Origin of the sequence: Pseudomonas sp. MPB23 (assembly GCF_046605395.1) — a bacterium.
Lineage (GTDB): Bacteria > Pseudomonadota > Gammaproteobacteria > Pseudomonadales > Pseudomonadaceae > Aquipseudomonas.
Map to the genome: position 1 here is coordinate 3,319,760 of NZ_CP176771.1, position 15,115 is coordinate 3,334,874.

Genomic DNA, 15,115 nt, shown 5'->3' on the forward strand with positions numbered 1-15,115 from the left:
TGATGAATTACGTGATGGGGGGCGACATTGGAACCCAGAGCACCAAGGCGTTGCTGGTAGATGCCCAAGGCCGGATCGTCGCCCAGCACAGCCAGGGGTATCGCGTGGATACCCCGAAAGTGCGCTGGGCCGAGCAATGGCCGCAGGTGTGGCTGGATGCGGTCGAGGCCTGCGTGGCGCAGTGCATGGCCAAGGCGGGGGTGGCCGCTGAGCAGGTCAAGGCGCTGTGCATCAGCAGCCTGTACGGCGGCTCGGGGATTGCCGTGGACGCGCAGATCACCCCGCTGCACCCGTGCCTGATCTGGATGGACCGACGCGCCGGCGAGCAGGTGGCGTGGGTGCGCGAGCACGTCGACCTGGAGCGCTTGTGCGCGATCACCGGCAATTCGGTGGACAGCTACTACGGCTTCACCAAGATGCTCTGGCTCAAACAGCACCAGCCCGAAGTGTGGGCGAACACGCGCTACCTGCTGCCGCCCAACAGTTACCTGAACTGGTGCCTGACCGGCGAACTGGCGGTGGACCACAGCAGCGCCGGCAATATCGGTGGCATCTACGATGTGGCGGCGCGCGGCTGGTCGAGCGAGATGCTTGAAGCGCTGGGCATACCGCCGGCGATGATGCCGCAGCGTCTGCTGCATTCCGGCGAGGTGGTCGGCGGCCTGCTGGCGCAGTGGGCCACGCGCCTGGGGTTGCGGGCGGGCACACCGGTGTTGGCCGGCGGTGTCGATGCGGCCATGGCGACCCTGGCGGCGGGCGTGACCCGGCCGGGCAACCATGTGGCGATGATTGGCACCAGCATGTGCTGGGGCTACCTGAACCAGCAGGTGGATGCGCGCCATGGTCTGGTGAGTTTTCCCCACGTCTACAACGGCCACCGGGACCTGTACATCTTCGGCGGCGCGATCACCGCCGGGGCGTCGGTCAGTTGGTTTCGCGAGCAGTTCTGCCAGGCCGAAGCGCTGCACGCCAAGGCCAGCGGCCAGGACAGCCTGGTGTTGCTGGAACAGCGCGCGCAGCAGATACCGGCGGGCAGCGAAGGCGTGCTGTTTTTGCCCTACCTGATGGGCGAACGCAGCCCGGTGTGGGACGACCGCGCCAGTGGCAGTTTTGTCGGGCTCAACCTGTATCACAGCCGTATCCACCTGTACCGCGCGGTGCTGGAAGGGGTGAGTTTTGCCCTGCGCCACAACATCGAAGCCGGCACCCGTGGCGCGCACTCCCTGGACCCGCGCTTGATCGTGGTGGGCGGGGCGAGCCATTCGGATCTGTGGATGCAGATCATCGCCGACGTCACGCGGTACCCGGTGTACACCATCGTCCAGGAAGTGGAAGCGGCACTCGGTGCGGCGTTGCTGGCGGCGCACACGGTGGGCCTGGTGAGTGACGGCGAGATGGACAAGGGCTGGGTGCAACTGCAGTTGCGGGCCGAGCCCAAGGCGGAAAATGTCGTGGCGTACGACCGCGCGTTTGCCGAGTACCTGAAGCTGTACCCGGCGCTTAAACCGATCATGTACAACCTGCAAACCCACTGACTCACACAACCCAACAATGTAGTAGGCGCTGGCTCGCCGGCGCCTACAGGGGTTTTTCATGGTTTTTGAGAGCGTAATTCATGAACGCAGCCTTTGACTTCACTCACCAACGCATCCTCGTCACCGGCGCCAGCAGCGGCATCGGTCGCGAAATCGCCGTGCAACTGATCGCCAGCGGCGCCGAAGTCTTCGCCCTTGGCCGCGACGCGCACGCCTTGTCGCAACTCGGTTGTCACAGCCTGTGCCTGGACATCGCCGACAGCGTCGCCCTCGACACCCGCCTGCAAGACTTGCCACCGTTGCACGGGCTGGTCAACTGCGCCGGCATCGCGCGCCTGGAGCCCGCTGCCGCGATCAGTGCGCAGGCGTTCGACCAGGTGATGACGGTCAACGCCCGCGCCGCAGCCCAGGTCGCCAGTCGCGTGGCGGCCAGGATGATCGCGGCGAAGATCGCCGGCAGCATCGTCAATGTGTCCAGCCAGGCGTCCTTGATCGCGCTGGACGACCACCTCGGCTACTGCGCCTCCAAGGCCGCGCTGGACGCGATCACCCGCGTGCAGTGCGCCGAATGGGGGCGCTTCGGGATTCGGGTCAACAGCGTCAACCCCACGGTGACGCTGACGCCGATGGCGACCATGGCCTGGTCCGATCCGGCCAAGCGCGACCCGGCGCTGGCGGCGATTCCCCTGGGACGGTTTGCGCAACCCGCGGAGGTCGCCTGGCCGGTGCTGTTTCTGTTGAGCGACGCCGCCAGCATGATCAGCGGCGTCAGCCTGCCCATCGACGGCGGCTACACCAGCCGCTAGCCGTTTTCCAGGCGGCCGGCGATCACCACCTTGTCCCGTGGTTTGTGCGGATCTTCCAGGCGGTCGAGCAGCAAGCGCACCGCGCTGCTGCCGGCCAGGGAGGCGTCGTGGGCCACGCAGGCGATGGGCACTCCGAAGATATCGGCGAAGGGCAGGCGGTCGATGCCGCAGATGGTCAGGCTGTCATGGGCGATGTTGTGCATGCGCAAGGCCCGCAGGGCGCCGAGGGTGATCAACTGGTTGAAGCCCATGATCGCGTCCGGCGGCGCGTGTTTGGCCAGGTAGTCGAGGGTGTGCAGGTAGGCGGGCATCAGCGTGTAGTCGCCGGCCTGCACTTCGACCTTGATGTGCGGATGTTCGGCCAGCACTTCGCGCAGGCCCTTGAGGCGCTCGACGGTGATGCGCGAGTGTTCGGGGCCGGTCAGCACCAGCAGACGCTTGAGGTCGGGGGTCTGGCGCAGCAGGTAGTGCGCGGCCTGGATGCCGCTGTGGTAGTTGTCCAGCACCACGCGGCTGAACGGGCTGTCGTGGATCGTGCGATCGAGCAGCACCACCGGCGTCTTGCCGTTGCCCAGGCGTTCCAGGTAGTCGGGCTGGTAGCTCGGCTCGTCGGAGACCGGCGACAGAATGATCCCGGCCACGCGGTAGCCCAGCAGGGTGTCCACCGCCTTGCTTTCCAACTCTTCGAGTTCATCGGTGTCCACCAGCATGATGGTGTAGCCGTGTTGTTTGGCCTCGCGGGAAATCGCCTTGATCATCTCGCTGTAGAACGGGTTGTCCACCGACGCGGTGATCACGCCGATGATCAGGCTTTCGCTGCGCTTGAGCCCACGGGCGAAGGCGTTGGGCACATAGTCCAGCTCCCGCGCCACTTCGAGGATGCGCGCCAGGGTGGCCGGCTTGACCTGATCGGGTTTGTTCAGCGCGCGGGACACGGTGATGGTGGTCATGTTGACCCGTTTGGCGATGTCGCTGATGGTGACGGCTTTTTTCTTGTTCATCGGGAAGGCTGCGAGAGGGAACACCAGCAGGCTAGCATGCACACAGGCGCCAGGCGCCTCAAATCATCGGGTCCCAGCGCTGCGACCAGTCGCTCTCAGCCGCGACCACGCCACGCAGCAACGCCAGCGCCTGTTGCAGCACCGCCGAATCCCGCGCCCGCGAGTACACCAGGAACGTCGGGAAGCTGAACTCCGGGGCCTTGGGCACGCGTTGCATCACGCCGCTGTCCAGGTAGCTCTGCACCACCCGCGTGCGGAAATACCCGGCACCGCCATTCTCGAGGATGTACTGCAACGCCAGCGGCCCGAGGTTGAAACTCAACGCGGCGCGGGCCCGTTCGGGCAGGGCGGCGTCATGCTGCTGGCGAAAGCCCGGGCCCCAGTCGATATAGACGTATGGGTCCGGCTTGCTCACCAATTGCACCAGGATCAGTTTTTCTTCCAGCACCTGCTCCACCTGCAACCCCGGCCAGTATTGCGGCTGGAACACCAGCGCGGCGTCGAGTACGCCCAGCTCCAGTTGGCGCAGCAGGTAGTCGCCTTCACGAATTTCGGTGCGCAGCGCATGTCCGGGGATGTGCTCGCGCAGCGCTTGGGCCCAGCCGAGCATCAGCGGGTTGCACAGGCTGACCTCGCCGCCGATATGCAGCACATTGCGATAACCATCGGGCAACGGCAGGTCGCGGCGCGCGGCTTCCCAGGTCTGCAGCAACTGGTTGGCGTACACCACAAAGGCCTCGCCATCGGCGGTCAGCCGCGCGCCGGCGCGGTTGCGCACGAACAGCGTGCTGCCCAACTGGCTTTCGAGGTTCTTGACCCGCGCGGTGATGGCGGTCTGGGTGACGTGGAGTTTCTCGGCGGCCGCGGCCAGGCTGCCGCAGCGGGTGATTTCGAGGAAGGTGCGTGCCAGTTCGATGTCCATGAAGCCCCCCGGGAGATGAATGGGGGGCATTGTAGAACTGATAGGCCATAAAAGGGCGGACGAAGCGCACGCGCACAGAGGAACGCTTACTCAAACGCCGGATCGCTCGAAAATTCAATAGGGTAAACGGTAGGGCACAGCGAAAAAACCTGTTAACTCTGACAGTAGACAGCTTTTTGGGGCCAGGTTTGAATAGTTTCGCGAGTCGTTAACTCGCCATTCAATGGTTCGCTAATCGCTTGTTGAAACTAACTCAATGGCACTAGGTGTAAGGAATTTCAATATGAGCAGCTCGAAGGCTATAAACGATTACACCAGGTTTTATCCCGCTCCTTTTCACGGCTGGTTCTCGACCAGTGGTCTGCATAGTCTGCGCGAAGACGACCTGAGCGGTTCGGATTCATATTTCTCCATTCCGATCGTTACAAACATGTCTGCCGACATGAGAAAAATTTTCCCTGAAGCGTTTGATATGGCGGGGGTGCAGGTCACCCTGGAAGTTCGGATACCCCATGGCGTCAGTGTGCGCAATATTGTCATCACCGCACCAGGTGAAACAGGCTCCGGGCATTCCATCAGCGCGCCGCCCGCTGATGGGACGTGGCATACCGTGGGTGGATTCTGGACGCCGGAAAAACCGGAATTGAACCAAATCCATATTTTTCTCCAAGACCCCGTCGCCCCAAGCGATTATTTCGAAGTGGGCATCAAGTCAATTAGGATTGAATCATAAGTCGGGCTGTCGGAGGGCTCATCCTATGCAGTCCGTTGCATAGGGTGATTGCCCGGTTCAGTTATTGGCAGAAGTGAACGCTGCCTTCGGAGCCGGCTTGCCGGCGATGGCATCCTGAAATCTTGCGTTGATCCTGCGGGCTTTATCGCCGGCGAACCGGCTCCTAGAGTGCATCGGTGACGATGTAAACGACACTACTCCCACCTCCCGGAATCCAGGCAGCGGGTGGACGGCGGCGGTGCTCTGCCATAGACCAGAAAGTCGCCCACCCAGCGGTTGACGCACCCGCCGGCGCCCGGGTTTTCCGGTTCCCGCAGGCGCAGTTGTTCCACCAGCGGCGCGGCCTGTTCACCGGCGGGCGCGTTGACCAGCACCATGCGCGCGACGCGTTCGGGATGCAGCGTCGCGTAGCGATTGCCCTGGCGTGTGGCGTCAGCGTTGCCCAGGTAATGCACTTGGGCGTCGCCCAGTTGCGCGCGCACGAACTCCAGGTCCTTCGCGGCCTGTTCCACGGCGTGCTGTGGCCGGAGGTCGCGGGGGCTGAGTTCGATCAGGTCATAGCGGTTGAGCAGCGTGCGATAGGCTGGCGTGGAATAGGCGCTCCAGCGGCTGGCCAGGTGAATGACGAAGGTGCCGCTGTGGTTCCTTTTGGGGGGCTCGCCCGCTTGGGTGAAGACCACGCCCCAGCGGCTCAGCGGTTCCCGTGCGCCGACGCGGGTCAGGTGCAGGCGCAGGCTGCCTTGGCGGGGCGCGGCATGGTTGCGCGGCACCGTGACGATGCCGCACTGAGTGCGTTCCAGCACCTCGGGGTCCAGGCGCTCAGCCGTGGGAAGCGGGCAGTCCAGCAGCCAGTCGATGGCGCTGGGCCGGATCAGCGGTTCGGCATGGCCATGGCTTGCAATCAGCCAGAGACAGGCACAGGCGAGGTGCTTTGAAGCAGTCATCAAGAGGTCCTGGGCAGCCGTGTGAAGGCGGCTTTTTTACCAAGGACCTCGGGGGGAAGAATGTAGGTGTAAAAGACGGCTCGTGTACGAAATCGGAGTTTTGTTTATCAGATATCGGTTTTCCAACCGCCGCCCAAGGCCTTGTACAAGGCGATGCTGGCCTGCAGGCGCGACAGCCGCAGTTGTACGTTCAAGTCCTGGGCTGTGTACAGGGTGCGTTGGGTTTCCAACACGGTGAGCAGGTCTTCGGCCCCGGCCTGGTAGCGGTTTTGTGCGATCTGGAAGGCCGCCTGGGCCTGTTGCAGTTCTTCGCGTTGCCATTGGCGCTGCTGGTCGAGGCGGGTGATGCTGCTGAGGGCTTTTTCCACATCGGCAAAGCCGTTGATGATCGCGCCGCGATAGGTCTGCAGCAGTTCGTCCTGGCGGGCGCGAGCCTTGTCGCGCTCGGCGCTTAGACGGCCGTTGTTGAAGACCGGCCCGACCAGGCCGGCAGTCAGCGTGTAGTAAGGGCTGCGCAGGACTTCTATGGCCTTGTAGGCGTCCGAGCCCAGGGTTGCGCCCAGGGTGATCGTCGGCAGCATCGCGGCCCGCGCCACGCTGACGTCCGCTTGCGCGGCGGCCAACTGTGCCTCGGCCTTGGCGATGTCGGGTCGGCGGCTGAGTAACTGGCTGGGCAGGCCGGCGCCGATGCTCGGCCAGGTCAGCGTCTGGAACGGTTCGCTGTCCAGGTCCAGGGCCTGTGCCGGTTGGCCGAGCAGCGCGGCCAGGGTGATCCGCGAGTCTTCGGCCAGTTGCTGGATCAGCGGCAGTTGGCGTTGCTGGCTGGCGACAAGGCTTTTCTGCTGGGCCAGCTCCAGGGCGGTGGCGGAACCGGCGTCGTAGCGGGTTTGCACCAGCTCCAGCACGTTGCGCGCATTGGCCAGGTTCAGTTCGGCGATCTGTTCGCGCTCACGGGCCGCCAGGGTTTGCGCGTAACGGTCGGCCACGTTGCCGAGCAAGGTCAGCTCTACCGTGGCCTGGTCGAAGGCGCTGGCGCGCAGGCTGTGCAGGGCGCTGTCGCGGGCAGCGGCGCGGCCGCCCCAGAAGTCCACTTCATAGCTGGCGGTGAAGTTGGCGCCGTAGTTGTCGACCACCTTATCGCTTTGCGACGCATCCAGGCTCGGCCCGCCCTTGCCGTGCAACAGTTGCTGGCGACTGGTGTCGAGGTTGAACTTGACCTCGGGCAACAGCGGCGCGCCGGCGATCACCGCGCTGGCCTCGGCCTGGCGCACGCGGGCCATGGCGGCGGCGACGTCGAAGCTGTCGCGCCGGGCCTGATCGATCAGGCGGTTGAGTTGCGGGCTGCCGAAGTGCGTCCACCAGCGCGCATGGGTGGCCTGGGCCGCGTCACGCTCGGCGAATTGCCAGGCGGTGGGCGGCGCGATGCCGCTGTCGACGGGGGCGGTGTGACTGGCGCAGGCATTGAGCAACAGGCACAGGCTGAGCATGCACGGGGATCGTTTATTCACTGGTCAACGCCTTAACCGGATCGAGCCGGGCAGCTTTACGGGCCGGCATAAAGCCGAATACGACGCCGGTGACCAGTGCGCAGGCAAATGCGCCAAGCACGGCCACCAAAGAAAACTGCACCGCCACCTTGGCCAGCACCAGCACGCCGCCCACCAGTAGCGCCAGGGCGATGCCGCACAGGCCGCCGACCACCGAGAGCATCACCGCTTCGGTGAGAAACTGGCGCAGGATGTCGCGCTGGCGCGCGCCGGTGGCCATGCGGATGCCGATTTCGCGGGTCCGCTCGCGCACGGTCATCAGCATGATATTCATCACGCCGATACCGCCCACCAACAGGGAAATCGCGGCAATCGAGCCGAGCATCAACGACAGGGTGTTCTGGGTGCGCGCCTCGGCCTGGATCATTGCGGCGTTGTTGGTCAGTTCGTAGTCGCGTTTGCCGTTGTGCAGCTTTTGCATGAGTTGGTCGATGGCCACTTCGGTCGCGCGGACCTTGCGCGCATCGGCAGCCGCGATCACCACGTATTCGGGGTTGTAGCTGCCGAACAGGCGCACGCTGGCGGCGGTGTAGGGAATGGCGATGCGGTTGTCGCTGTCCTTGTTGCCGGAGCTGGCGCCCTTTTCCGCGAGCACGCCGACCACCTGGAATGGCACGTTCTCGATGAGGATGTACTGGCCGATCGGGTTGCCCCGGCCCTGGAACAGTTTTTCCCGCACGCGATGGCCGATCACGGCGACCGTGGCCGCGGCGCGCTCGTCGGCGGCGGTGAAGTAGCTGCCCTCGACCACCGGCCAGTTGAAGATGTCCGGGAAATTGGTGTCATTGCCGCCCACATACGCCATGTAGTCGACGTTGCCGAAGCGCACCCCGGCTTCGCTGCCGTTGACCGGCATGATGCGCTTGACCTGGGGCAACGCCGCCAGCGCCGCGACGTCATCGAGGGTGACGATGCCCAGCGGCGTGCGCGGGTTGGGCGATGAACCGCTCAGGTACAGGATGTTGGACCCGAACGCGCCCATCTGCGCCATGACCTGGCGCTTGCTGCCTTCGCCCACCGCCAGCATCACCACCACCGACGCCACGCCGATGATGATCCCCAGCAGGGTCAGCGCGGTGCGGAAGCGGTTGATCCACATCACCCGCCAGGCTGCCTGCACCGCGTCCAGCAGTTCGGCTTTCCAGGCGCCGTTGTGTTCGCTACCGTCGGCCAGGCGCTGGCGCAGGTCCACGGCCTGCAAGGCGCCGTGGCTGGTCGGGGCGGGGACGTAGGTGTCGCTGTGCGCCGAGTCGCTGATGATCAGGCCATCGCGAATCTCGATGATGCGATTGGCCCGCGCCGCGACTTCGCGGTCGTGGGTAATCAGGATGACCACATGGCCCTGGCTGGCCAGTTCGTCCAGCAGCGTCATCACTTCGGCGCCGCTGTGGCTGTCGAGGGCGCCGGTGGGCTCGTCGGCGAGGATGATATGGCCGCCGTTCATCAACGCACGGGCAATCGACACGCGCTGCTGCTGGCCGCCGGACAACTGGTGCGGGCGGTTGCCGGTGCGCTCGGCCAGGCCCAGGCGTGTGAGCAGGGCATGGGCGCGGGCGTGGCGTTCGCTGGCGCTGATGCCGGCATAAATCGCCGGCATCTCGACGTTTTCCTGGGCCGACCCCGAGGCAATCAAGTGATAGCCCTGGAACACGAAGCCGAACGCTTCGCGCCGCAGCCAGGCCAGTTCGTCGCTGTCCAGGTGCGCGACGTTTTCCCCGGCGAACAGATACTCGCCCTGCGTGGGGCGGTCGAGGCAGCCGAGGATATTCATCAACGTGGACTTGCCCGAGCCGGACGCGCCGACAATCGCCACGAATTCCCCGGCGTGGATCGCCAGGTCGATACCGCGCAACACGTCGACCTGCGGGCTGTCGCCGCCGCCGTAGGACTTGCGGATGTTTTTGAGTTCGATCAGGGGCGTCGTCACCTCAACCCCCGTTGCCGTCGGCCGGGCCGATCAGCACGTGATCGCCTTCGTGCAAGCCGTCGAGCACCTCGACGCGCAGGCGATCGCTGAGGCCCAGGCGCACTTCGCGTGCTTCGATGTGGCCGTTCGCCGCGACCACGCGGGCGATCTGCCGGTCGGTGCCCGAGGCGCCCTGCAATGCCGCGACCGGCACGGTGAGCACATCCTTGGCGGCGCCGGCGACAAAGAACACCTGGGTGGTCATTTCGGCCATCAGGGCATTGTCGCTGTTGTCCACGTCCAGCAGCACGGTGTAGAGCACCACGCGACCGCTGCCGCTCTTGTTGGAACTGTTGGGGCTGCCGCTGCCCTGGCTTTCAATCAGGGGCTTGGGCGGGATCGGCAGGATCTGCCGCACGGTGCTGGTCCAGCGCCGGTTGCCGCCGCTCAGGGTGGTGAAGTAGGCGGTCATGCCTGGCTTGACGTGGCCGATGTCGGCTTCGGAAACTTCGGCCCATACAGTCATCGGCGACAATTTGGCAATGCGCAGGATCAGCGGGGTCTGCTGCTGGGCGTTGAGGGTCTGGCCGACGCGCGCATCCACCGCGACCACGGTGCCGGTCATCGGTGCATAAATGCGGGTGTAACCCAGCTCGGCTTCGTCGCTGCGCAGGCTGGCCTGGGCCTGAAGGATCTGCGCCTGGAACATGTCCACCCGCGCCTGGGTCGCGCTCAGTTCGGCCTTGGCGGTCTGCACGTCTTCTTCGCGGGTGGCGTTGCCGGCCGCCAGGCGCTGCTGGCGCTGGTATTTCTGGCGCGCCAGTTGGTGCTGGGCTTTTTGTTCCTGCAACTGGGCCTTGAGGTTTTCGATGGCGTAGCGGCTGGCGTCGAGCTTGGCCTTTTGCGTGGATGGGTCGATCTCCACCAGCAATTGGCCTTCCTGTACCGGGTCGCCGGCTTCGACGTGGATCTGGCGGATCTGCCCGGAGGCTTGAGCGCCGACGTCGACATAGCGCCGCGGTTGCAGGGTGCCCAGGGCGGTGACGCTGCTTTCGATGGTGCCGAGACTGACGGTCACGGTGGTCAGGTTGTCCCGCCCCGGCGGCAGCACCTGCCAGGTGGCGACGGCGATGAGGGGGATCATGCAGGCGATAACGAGCAAGGCGCGTCGGGCGGGGCGAGGGCGTTTCATGCTTAGGTTCCAGCCAGGAAAGTTCGGAGCGCAGTTGCGCAGAGCTGACAGGTAAACGAGAGAATGGCCGTGGAATTTAGGCGGTTACACCGGCGGATACAGGCCACTTGAAGAAAAAAAACACCCGTTGATGCAAGTCTTGATTAAAACTAGATGAGAATTACTATAAATTGCGTCTGCCCAAACTGCCATTACGCATTGGGATGGATTGTTGTAGGCGCGAGCTTGCTCGCGAAAATCGCCAACGATAACGCGGGCAGTCTGGGTGAATGCGGCGCTTGTGGGGTCTTCGCGAGCACGCTCGCTCCTACAGACAGACGCTGTGTTTTTTTGCGCTTAAGGGTCTAATACCGCCCACCGGCGGTCGGGAGTCATGTTGGAAAACTACTATCGCGAGCTGGTGTGTTTCCTCAACGCCAAGCTGGGCAACCGTCAGGTGGCCGAGGATGTGGTGCATGACGCTTACGTCCGGGTGCTGGAACGTTCCAGCGACACCCCCATCGAACAACCCCGCGCATTTTTGTACCGCACCGCATTGAACCTGGTGATCGACGGCCATCGACGCAACGCCCTGCGCCAGGTCGAGCCTCTGGACGTGCTGGACAGCGAAGAACGCTTTGCCGCCAGTTCGCCCCATACCTCCCACGACCACAGCCTGCGCCTGGAGCTGCTCGAACGCGCCCTGGCCGAATTGCCGGCGGTCTGTCGCGACAGTTTCCTGCTGCGCAAGCTCGACGGCCTGACCCACGTGCAAATCGCCGAGCGCCTGGGGATTTCCCGCGCCCTGGTGGAAAAACACATCGTCAACGCCATGAAGCACTGCCGGGTGCGGATGCGCGAGTGGGACGCGCACTGATCGCTGATCGGTTAAATTTTATTTCACTGTCCTCGTTTCCTATCAACACATGACCTGTTGTGCAGGTCTTGAAGGTATTCCCGCCCCATCGCCAAGGGGCTTATCCAGAGGACACTGGAATGACACAGGCAATTGCTTCGCCCGCGGTTCATGACCTGATCGGTATCGGTTTCGGCCCTTCGAACCTGGCGCTGGCCATCGCCCTGCAGGAGCGCGAAAAGACGCAGGGCAAACTGGACGTGCTGTTTCTCGACAAGCAGGCCGATTACCGTTGGCACGGCAATACCCTGGTGACCATGAGTGAACTGCAGATTTCCTTCCTCAAGGACCTGGTGACCCTGCGCAACCCCACCAGCCCTTACTCCTTCGTCAATTACCTGAAGGCTCATGATCGGTTGGTGGATTTCATCAACCTGGGCACCTTTTACCCGTGCCGCATGGAGTTCAACGACTACCTGCGCTGGGTCGCGGGGCAGTTCCAGGCCCAGGCCCGCTACGGTGAGGAAGTGCTGGCCATTGAGCCGATCCTGCACCAGCAGCAGGTCGAGGCGCTGCGCGTGATCTCCCGCGATGCGCTGGGTGAGCAGCATGTGCGCACCACCCGTTCGGTGGTGGTCAGCGCCGGTGGCACGCCGAAGATTCCCGACGAGTTCAAAGCGCTCAAGGGCGACAGCCGGGTGTTCCACCATTCCCACTACCTCGAGCGCATGGCCACTCAGCCGTGCGTGGACGGCAAGGCGATGCGCATCGCGATCATCGGCGGTGGCCAGAGCGCGGCCGAAGCCTTTATCGACCTGAACGACAGCTTCCCGTCGGTGCAGGTCGACATGATCCTGCGCGGTTCGGCGCTCAAGCCGGCCGATGACAGCCCGTTCGTCAACGAAGTGTTCTCGCCGGCCTTTACCGACCTGGTGTTCCAGCAGGTCGGCGCCGAGCGCGAGCGCCTGGTCGCCGAGTACCAGAACACCAACTATTCGGTGGTGGACCTGGATTTGATCGAGCGCATCTACGGGATTTTCTACCGCCAGAAAGTCTCCGGCATCGCCCGCCAGGCATTTCGCACCCTGACCGTGGTCGAAAAGGCCACCGCCGGCCCGCTGGGTATCGAACTGGTCCTGCGCCACAACGCCAGCGGCGAAACCAGCGTCGATCATTACGACGCGGTGATCCTCGCCACCGGCTACGAGCGTCAGATGCACCGCGAGCTGCTGGCACCGCTGGACGCCTACATGGGCGACTTCGAGGTCAGCCGCGATTACCGCATCGTCACCGACGAACGCTGCAAGGCCGGCATTTACATCCAGGGCTTCAGCCAGGCCAGCCATGGATTGAGCGACACCTTGCTGTCGGTGCTGCCGATTCGGGCGGATGAGATTGCGGCGTCATTGTTCGAGCATGATCGCCGCCGTGGCCAGGGCCGCTCCGTGCAAGACCTGCTCCTGGCCACCGCCAGCTGACACACCCTTGTAGGAGAAGGGGGTGGCGGTAATGGGGGGCGACTGATACTGTATAAAAAACCAGTGTCGGTACCCCCCATGCAGTTGATCGAAAAACTCAGCATCCTCGCCGATGCCGCCAAGTACGACGCTTCCTGCGCCAGCAGCGGCGCGCCCAAGCGCAGCTCGGAGGGCAAGGCGGGGCTGGGGTCCACCGATGGCATGGGCATTTGCCACAGCTACACACCCGATGGCCGCTGCGTCTCGCTGCTCAAGGTGCTGCTGACCAATTTCTGTCTCTACGACTGCCAATACTGCGTCAACCGCCGCTCCAGCGACGTGCCGCGTGCACGCTTCAGCCCGGAGGAGGTGGTGACCCTGACCCTGGATTTCTACCGGCGCAATTGCGTCAGCGGGCTGTTTCTCAGCTCCGGCATCATCCGCTCGGCCGACTACACCATGGAGCAACTGGTCCGCGTCGCCAAGCTGCTGCGCGAAGTGCACGACTTTCGCGGCTACATCCACCTCAAGACCATCCCCGACGCCGACCCGGCGCTGATTGCCGAGGCCGGGCGCTACGCCGATCGCCTCAGTGTGAACATCGAGCTGCCCACCGACGCCAGCCTGCAGACCCTGGCGCCGGAGAAGGACATCGGTTCGATCAAGCAGGCCATGCAGACCATCTACACCGGCGAGCAGACGGTGCTCAACGAACCCCGCGCGCCACGTTTTGCCCCGGCCGGGCAGAGCACGCAGATGATCGTCGGCGCCGACGACACCGACGACAGCACCATCCTCCACGGCGCCGAGGCCTTGTATGGCAATTTCAAGCTGCGCCGCGTGTATTACTCGGCGTTCAGCCCCATCCCCAACAGCCCGAAAAGCGTGCCCCTGGCCGCGCCGCCGCTGATGCGCGAGCACCGTTTGTACCAGGCGGACTTTTTGCTACGCAGCTATGGCTTCAGCGCCAACGAACTGTTCGAAGGCCCCGGCCACCTGGCCCTGGACATCGACCCCAAGCTGGCCTGGGCGCTGGAACATCGCGAGGTGTTCCCGCTGGACCTGAATCGCGCCGAACCGACCCTGATCGCGCGCATTCCCGGCATCGGCCTGCGCACCACCCAACGCCTGGTGGACCTGCGCCGCGAGCGCAAGATCCGCTTCGAAGACCTGGCGCGCATGCGCTGTGTGCTGGCCAAGGCCAAGCCGTTCTTCATCACCAGCGACTACCACCCGCAACAGGCCGAGAGCACCAGCGTGCTGCTGCGCGAACAACTGCGCGACCGCCCGGCGCCGCAGCAGATGGGGTTGTGGGGATGATCAGCCTGGAATGCGACAACCTGTTTGGCACCTGGCGCGAACAGGCGCGCTGGTTGCTCAGCCATCAGGTCGACCCCAGCCAGGTGAGCTGGGGCGAGGCCGAAGTCGCGGACCTGTTTGCCACCGACGAGCCGATCCCCGAGGGCATGGGCCCGTTCCAGGCGCGGATCCCCAAGGTATTGCTGGAGTTGCTGGAATCGGCCGCCTGTTACCGCGGCGACCAGCGCTGGAGCCTGTTGTACGAGGTGTTGTGGCGCGTCAGCCATGGCGACCGCACCGCAATGCTGGCGGGGGACAAGCTGGGCAGTGAACTGCAACGGCGGATCAAGCAGGTCAACCGCGAGGCCCATCACCTGCATGCGTTTGTGCGTTTTATCGCCCTGCCGGCAGAGGCCGGGCCGGCGTTGCCGGAATACGTGGCCTGGCATGAACCGGCCCACGACATTCTCAAGGGCGCCAGCCAGCACTTTATCGGGCGCATGGGCCGGCATCGCTGGATGATCGCCACGCCGCTGGATGGGGTGTATTACGACGGTGAACAGTTGATCCATCAACGCCAATGCCCCGAGGCGTGGCGGCAACTGGCGCAAACGGTCGAAGACCCCCACAGCGCCATGTGGCTGACCTACTACAGCCACATCTTCAACCCGGCGCGATTGAACCCCAAGGTGATGGAGGGGCATTTGCCCAGTCGGTTCTGGAAGAACCTGCCGGAAGGCAAGTTGATCCCGGGGTTGATCAGCGAGGCGCGCACGGGCAAGCAGCGGGATGGGCAGGCCACGCTGATTGCTGCAAAACCGGGCAAGCGCATCAACACCCTGGCGTAGGCGCCGGTCACTGACAGACCGCTATCGCTGGCGAGCCAGCGCCTACATTAGTATGGGGCGCTTCCGAGGCCCGTTTTAGCAGGGAGTCTT

13 protein-coding genes are annotated in these 15,115 nt (G+C 64.3%); 7 read left to right on the forward strand and 6 right to left on the reverse strand.

The genetic code is table 11. The annotated features are described in order from the left end of the window. Positions 1-2 precede the first annotated feature (2 nt). A complete protein-coding gene (locus tag ACLH0J_RS15450; RefSeq protein ID WP_411392831.1) occupies positions 3-1,535 on the forward strand; it encodes an FGGY-family carbohydrate kinase in 1,533 nt (510 codons plus the stop codon). 80 nt (positions 1,536-1,615) lie between these two features. After that, a complete protein-coding gene (locus ACLH0J_RS15455; RefSeq protein ID WP_411392676.1) occupies positions 1,616-2,341 on the forward strand; it encodes an SDR family oxidoreductase in 726 nt (241 codons plus the stop codon). On the opposite strand, the gene ACLH0J_RS15460 is transcribed toward ACLH0J_RS15455, so the two are convergent. After that, positions 2,338-3,342: a LacI family DNA-binding transcriptional regulator gene (locus tag ACLH0J_RS15460; protein WP_411392832.1), complete on the reverse strand. Its 1,005-nt coding sequence runs from the start codon at positions 3,340-3,342 to the stop codon at positions 2,338-2,340. The two genes, ACLH0J_RS15455 and ACLH0J_RS15460, sit on opposite strands and share 4 nt — an antisense overlap. Positions 3,343-3,400: 58 nt before the next feature. After that, positions 3,401-4,264: a LysR family transcriptional regulator gene (locus ACLH0J_RS15465; protein WP_411392677.1), complete on the reverse strand. Its 864-nt coding sequence runs from the start codon at positions 4,262-4,264 to the stop codon at positions 3,401-3,403. Between the two features lie 283 nt (positions 4,265-4,547). On the opposite strand from ACLH0J_RS15465, the gene ACLH0J_RS15470 reads away from it, so the two are divergent. After that, positions 4,548-4,997 (forward strand): hypothetical protein, encoded by a 450-nt coding sequence (locus ACLH0J_RS15470; RefSeq protein WP_411392678.1) that lies wholly within the window; start codon positions 4,548-4,550, stop codon positions 4,995-4,997. Positions 4,998-5,191: 194 nt separating this feature from the next. Here ACLH0J_RS15470 and ACLH0J_RS15475 read toward each other — a convergent pair whose 3' ends face one another. The 4 genes from ACLH0J_RS15475 to ACLH0J_RS15490 all read right to left on the reverse strand — a co-directional run bounded on the left by ACLH0J_RS15475 (position 5,192) and on the right by ACLH0J_RS15490 (position 10,586). Beyond that, positions 5,192-5,941: an alpha/beta fold hydrolase gene (locus ACLH0J_RS15475; protein WP_411392679.1), complete on the reverse strand. Its 750-nt coding sequence runs from the start codon at positions 5,939-5,941 to the stop codon at positions 5,192-5,194. A gap of 107 nt (positions 5,942-6,048) precedes the next feature. Beyond that, the gene (locus ACLH0J_RS15480; protein ID WP_411392833.1) at positions 6,049-7,428 is read right to left on the reverse strand and encodes an efflux transporter outer membrane subunit; all 1,380 of its coding nucleotides are present in this window, start codon (positions 7,426-7,428) and stop codon (positions 6,049-6,051) included. Between the two features lie 13 nt (positions 7,429-7,441). After that, positions 7,442-9,415, reverse strand: a complete 1,974-nt coding sequence (locus ACLH0J_RS15485) for a MacB family efflux pump subunit (protein WP_411392680.1) — start codon at positions 9,413-9,415, stop codon at positions 7,442-7,444. Position 9,416: 1 nt separating this feature from the next. Then, a complete protein-coding gene (locus tag ACLH0J_RS15490; RefSeq protein WP_411392681.1) occupies positions 9,417-10,586 on the reverse strand; it encodes an efflux RND transporter periplasmic adaptor subunit in 1,170 nt (389 codons plus the stop codon). A gap of 373 nt (positions 10,587-10,959) precedes the next feature. Here ACLH0J_RS15490 and ACLH0J_RS15495 point away from each other — a divergent pair, with 373 nt between their 5' ends. The 4 genes from ACLH0J_RS15495 to ACLH0J_RS15510 all read left to right on the forward strand — a co-directional run bounded on the left by ACLH0J_RS15495 (position 10,960) and on the right by ACLH0J_RS15510 (position 15,025). Then, positions 10,960-11,442 (forward strand): sigma-70 family RNA polymerase sigma factor, encoded by a 483-nt coding sequence (locus ACLH0J_RS15495; RefSeq protein WP_411392682.1) that lies wholly within the window; start codon positions 10,960-10,962, stop codon positions 11,440-11,442. 119 nt (positions 11,443-11,561) lie between these two features. After that, positions 11,562-12,899, forward strand: a complete 1,338-nt coding sequence (locus ACLH0J_RS15500) for a lysine N(6)-hydroxylase/L-ornithine N(5)-oxygenase family protein (RefSeq protein ID WP_411392683.1) — start codon at positions 11,562-11,564, stop codon at positions 12,897-12,899. A gap of 78 nt (positions 12,900-12,977) precedes the next feature. Then, a complete protein-coding gene (locus ACLH0J_RS15505; protein ID WP_411392684.1) occupies positions 12,978-14,198 on the forward strand; it encodes a putative DNA modification/repair radical SAM protein in 1,221 nt (406 codons plus the stop codon). Next, positions 14,195-15,025: a TIGR03915 family putative DNA repair protein gene (locus ACLH0J_RS15510; protein ID WP_411392685.1), complete on the forward strand. Its 831-nt coding sequence runs from the start codon at positions 14,195-14,197 to the stop codon at positions 15,023-15,025. The genes ACLH0J_RS15505 and ACLH0J_RS15510 overlap by 4 nt, the downstream gene beginning before the upstream one ends. The last annotated feature ends 90 nt before the right edge of the window (positions 15,026-15,115 follow it).

Excerpts from the sequence above, each read along its gene's own strand:
- ACLH0J_RS15450 (WP_411392831.1), top strand. The coding sequence starts at position 3 with ATGAATTACGTGATGGGGGGCGACATTGGAACCCAGAGCACCAAGGCG.
- ACLH0J_RS15455 (WP_411392676.1), top strand. The coding sequence starts at position 1,616 with ATGAACGCAGCCTTTGACTTCACTCACCAACGCATCCTCGTCACCGGC.
- ACLH0J_RS15460 (WP_411392832.1), bottom strand. The coding sequence starts at position 3,342 with ATGAACAAGAAAAAAGCCGTCACCATCAGCGACATCGCCAAACGGGTC.
- ACLH0J_RS15465 (WP_411392677.1), bottom strand. The coding sequence starts at position 4,264 with ATGGACATCGAACTGGCACGCACCTTCCTCGAAATCACCCGCTGCGGC.
- ACLH0J_RS15470 (WP_411392678.1), top strand. The coding sequence starts at position 4,548 with ATGAGCAGCTCGAAGGCTATAAACGATTACACCAGGTTTTATCCCGCT.
- ACLH0J_RS15475 (WP_411392679.1), bottom strand. The coding sequence starts at position 5,941 with ATGACTGCTTCAAAGCACCTCGCCTGTGCCTGTCTCTGGCTGATTGCA.
- ACLH0J_RS15480 (WP_411392833.1), bottom strand. The coding sequence starts at position 7,428 with ATGCTCAGCCTGTGCCTGTTGCTCAATGCCTGCGCCAGTCACACCGCC.
- ACLH0J_RS15490 (WP_411392681.1), bottom strand. The coding sequence starts at position 10,586 with ATGAAACGCCCTCGCCCCGCCCGACGCGCCTTGCTCGTTATCGCCTGC.
- ACLH0J_RS15495 (WP_411392682.1), top strand. The coding sequence starts at position 10,960 with ATGTTGGAAAACTACTATCGCGAGCTGGTGTGTTTCCTCAACGCCAAG.
- ACLH0J_RS15500 (WP_411392683.1), top strand. The coding sequence starts at position 11,562 with ATGACACAGGCAATTGCTTCGCCCGCGGTTCATGACCTGATCGGTATC.
- ACLH0J_RS15505 (WP_411392684.1), top strand. The coding sequence starts at position 12,978 with ATGCAGTTGATCGAAAAACTCAGCATCCTCGCCGATGCCGCCAAGTAC.
- ACLH0J_RS15510 (WP_411392685.1), top strand. The coding sequence starts at position 14,195 with ATGATCAGCCTGGAATGCGACAACCTGTTTGGCACCTGGCGCGAACAG.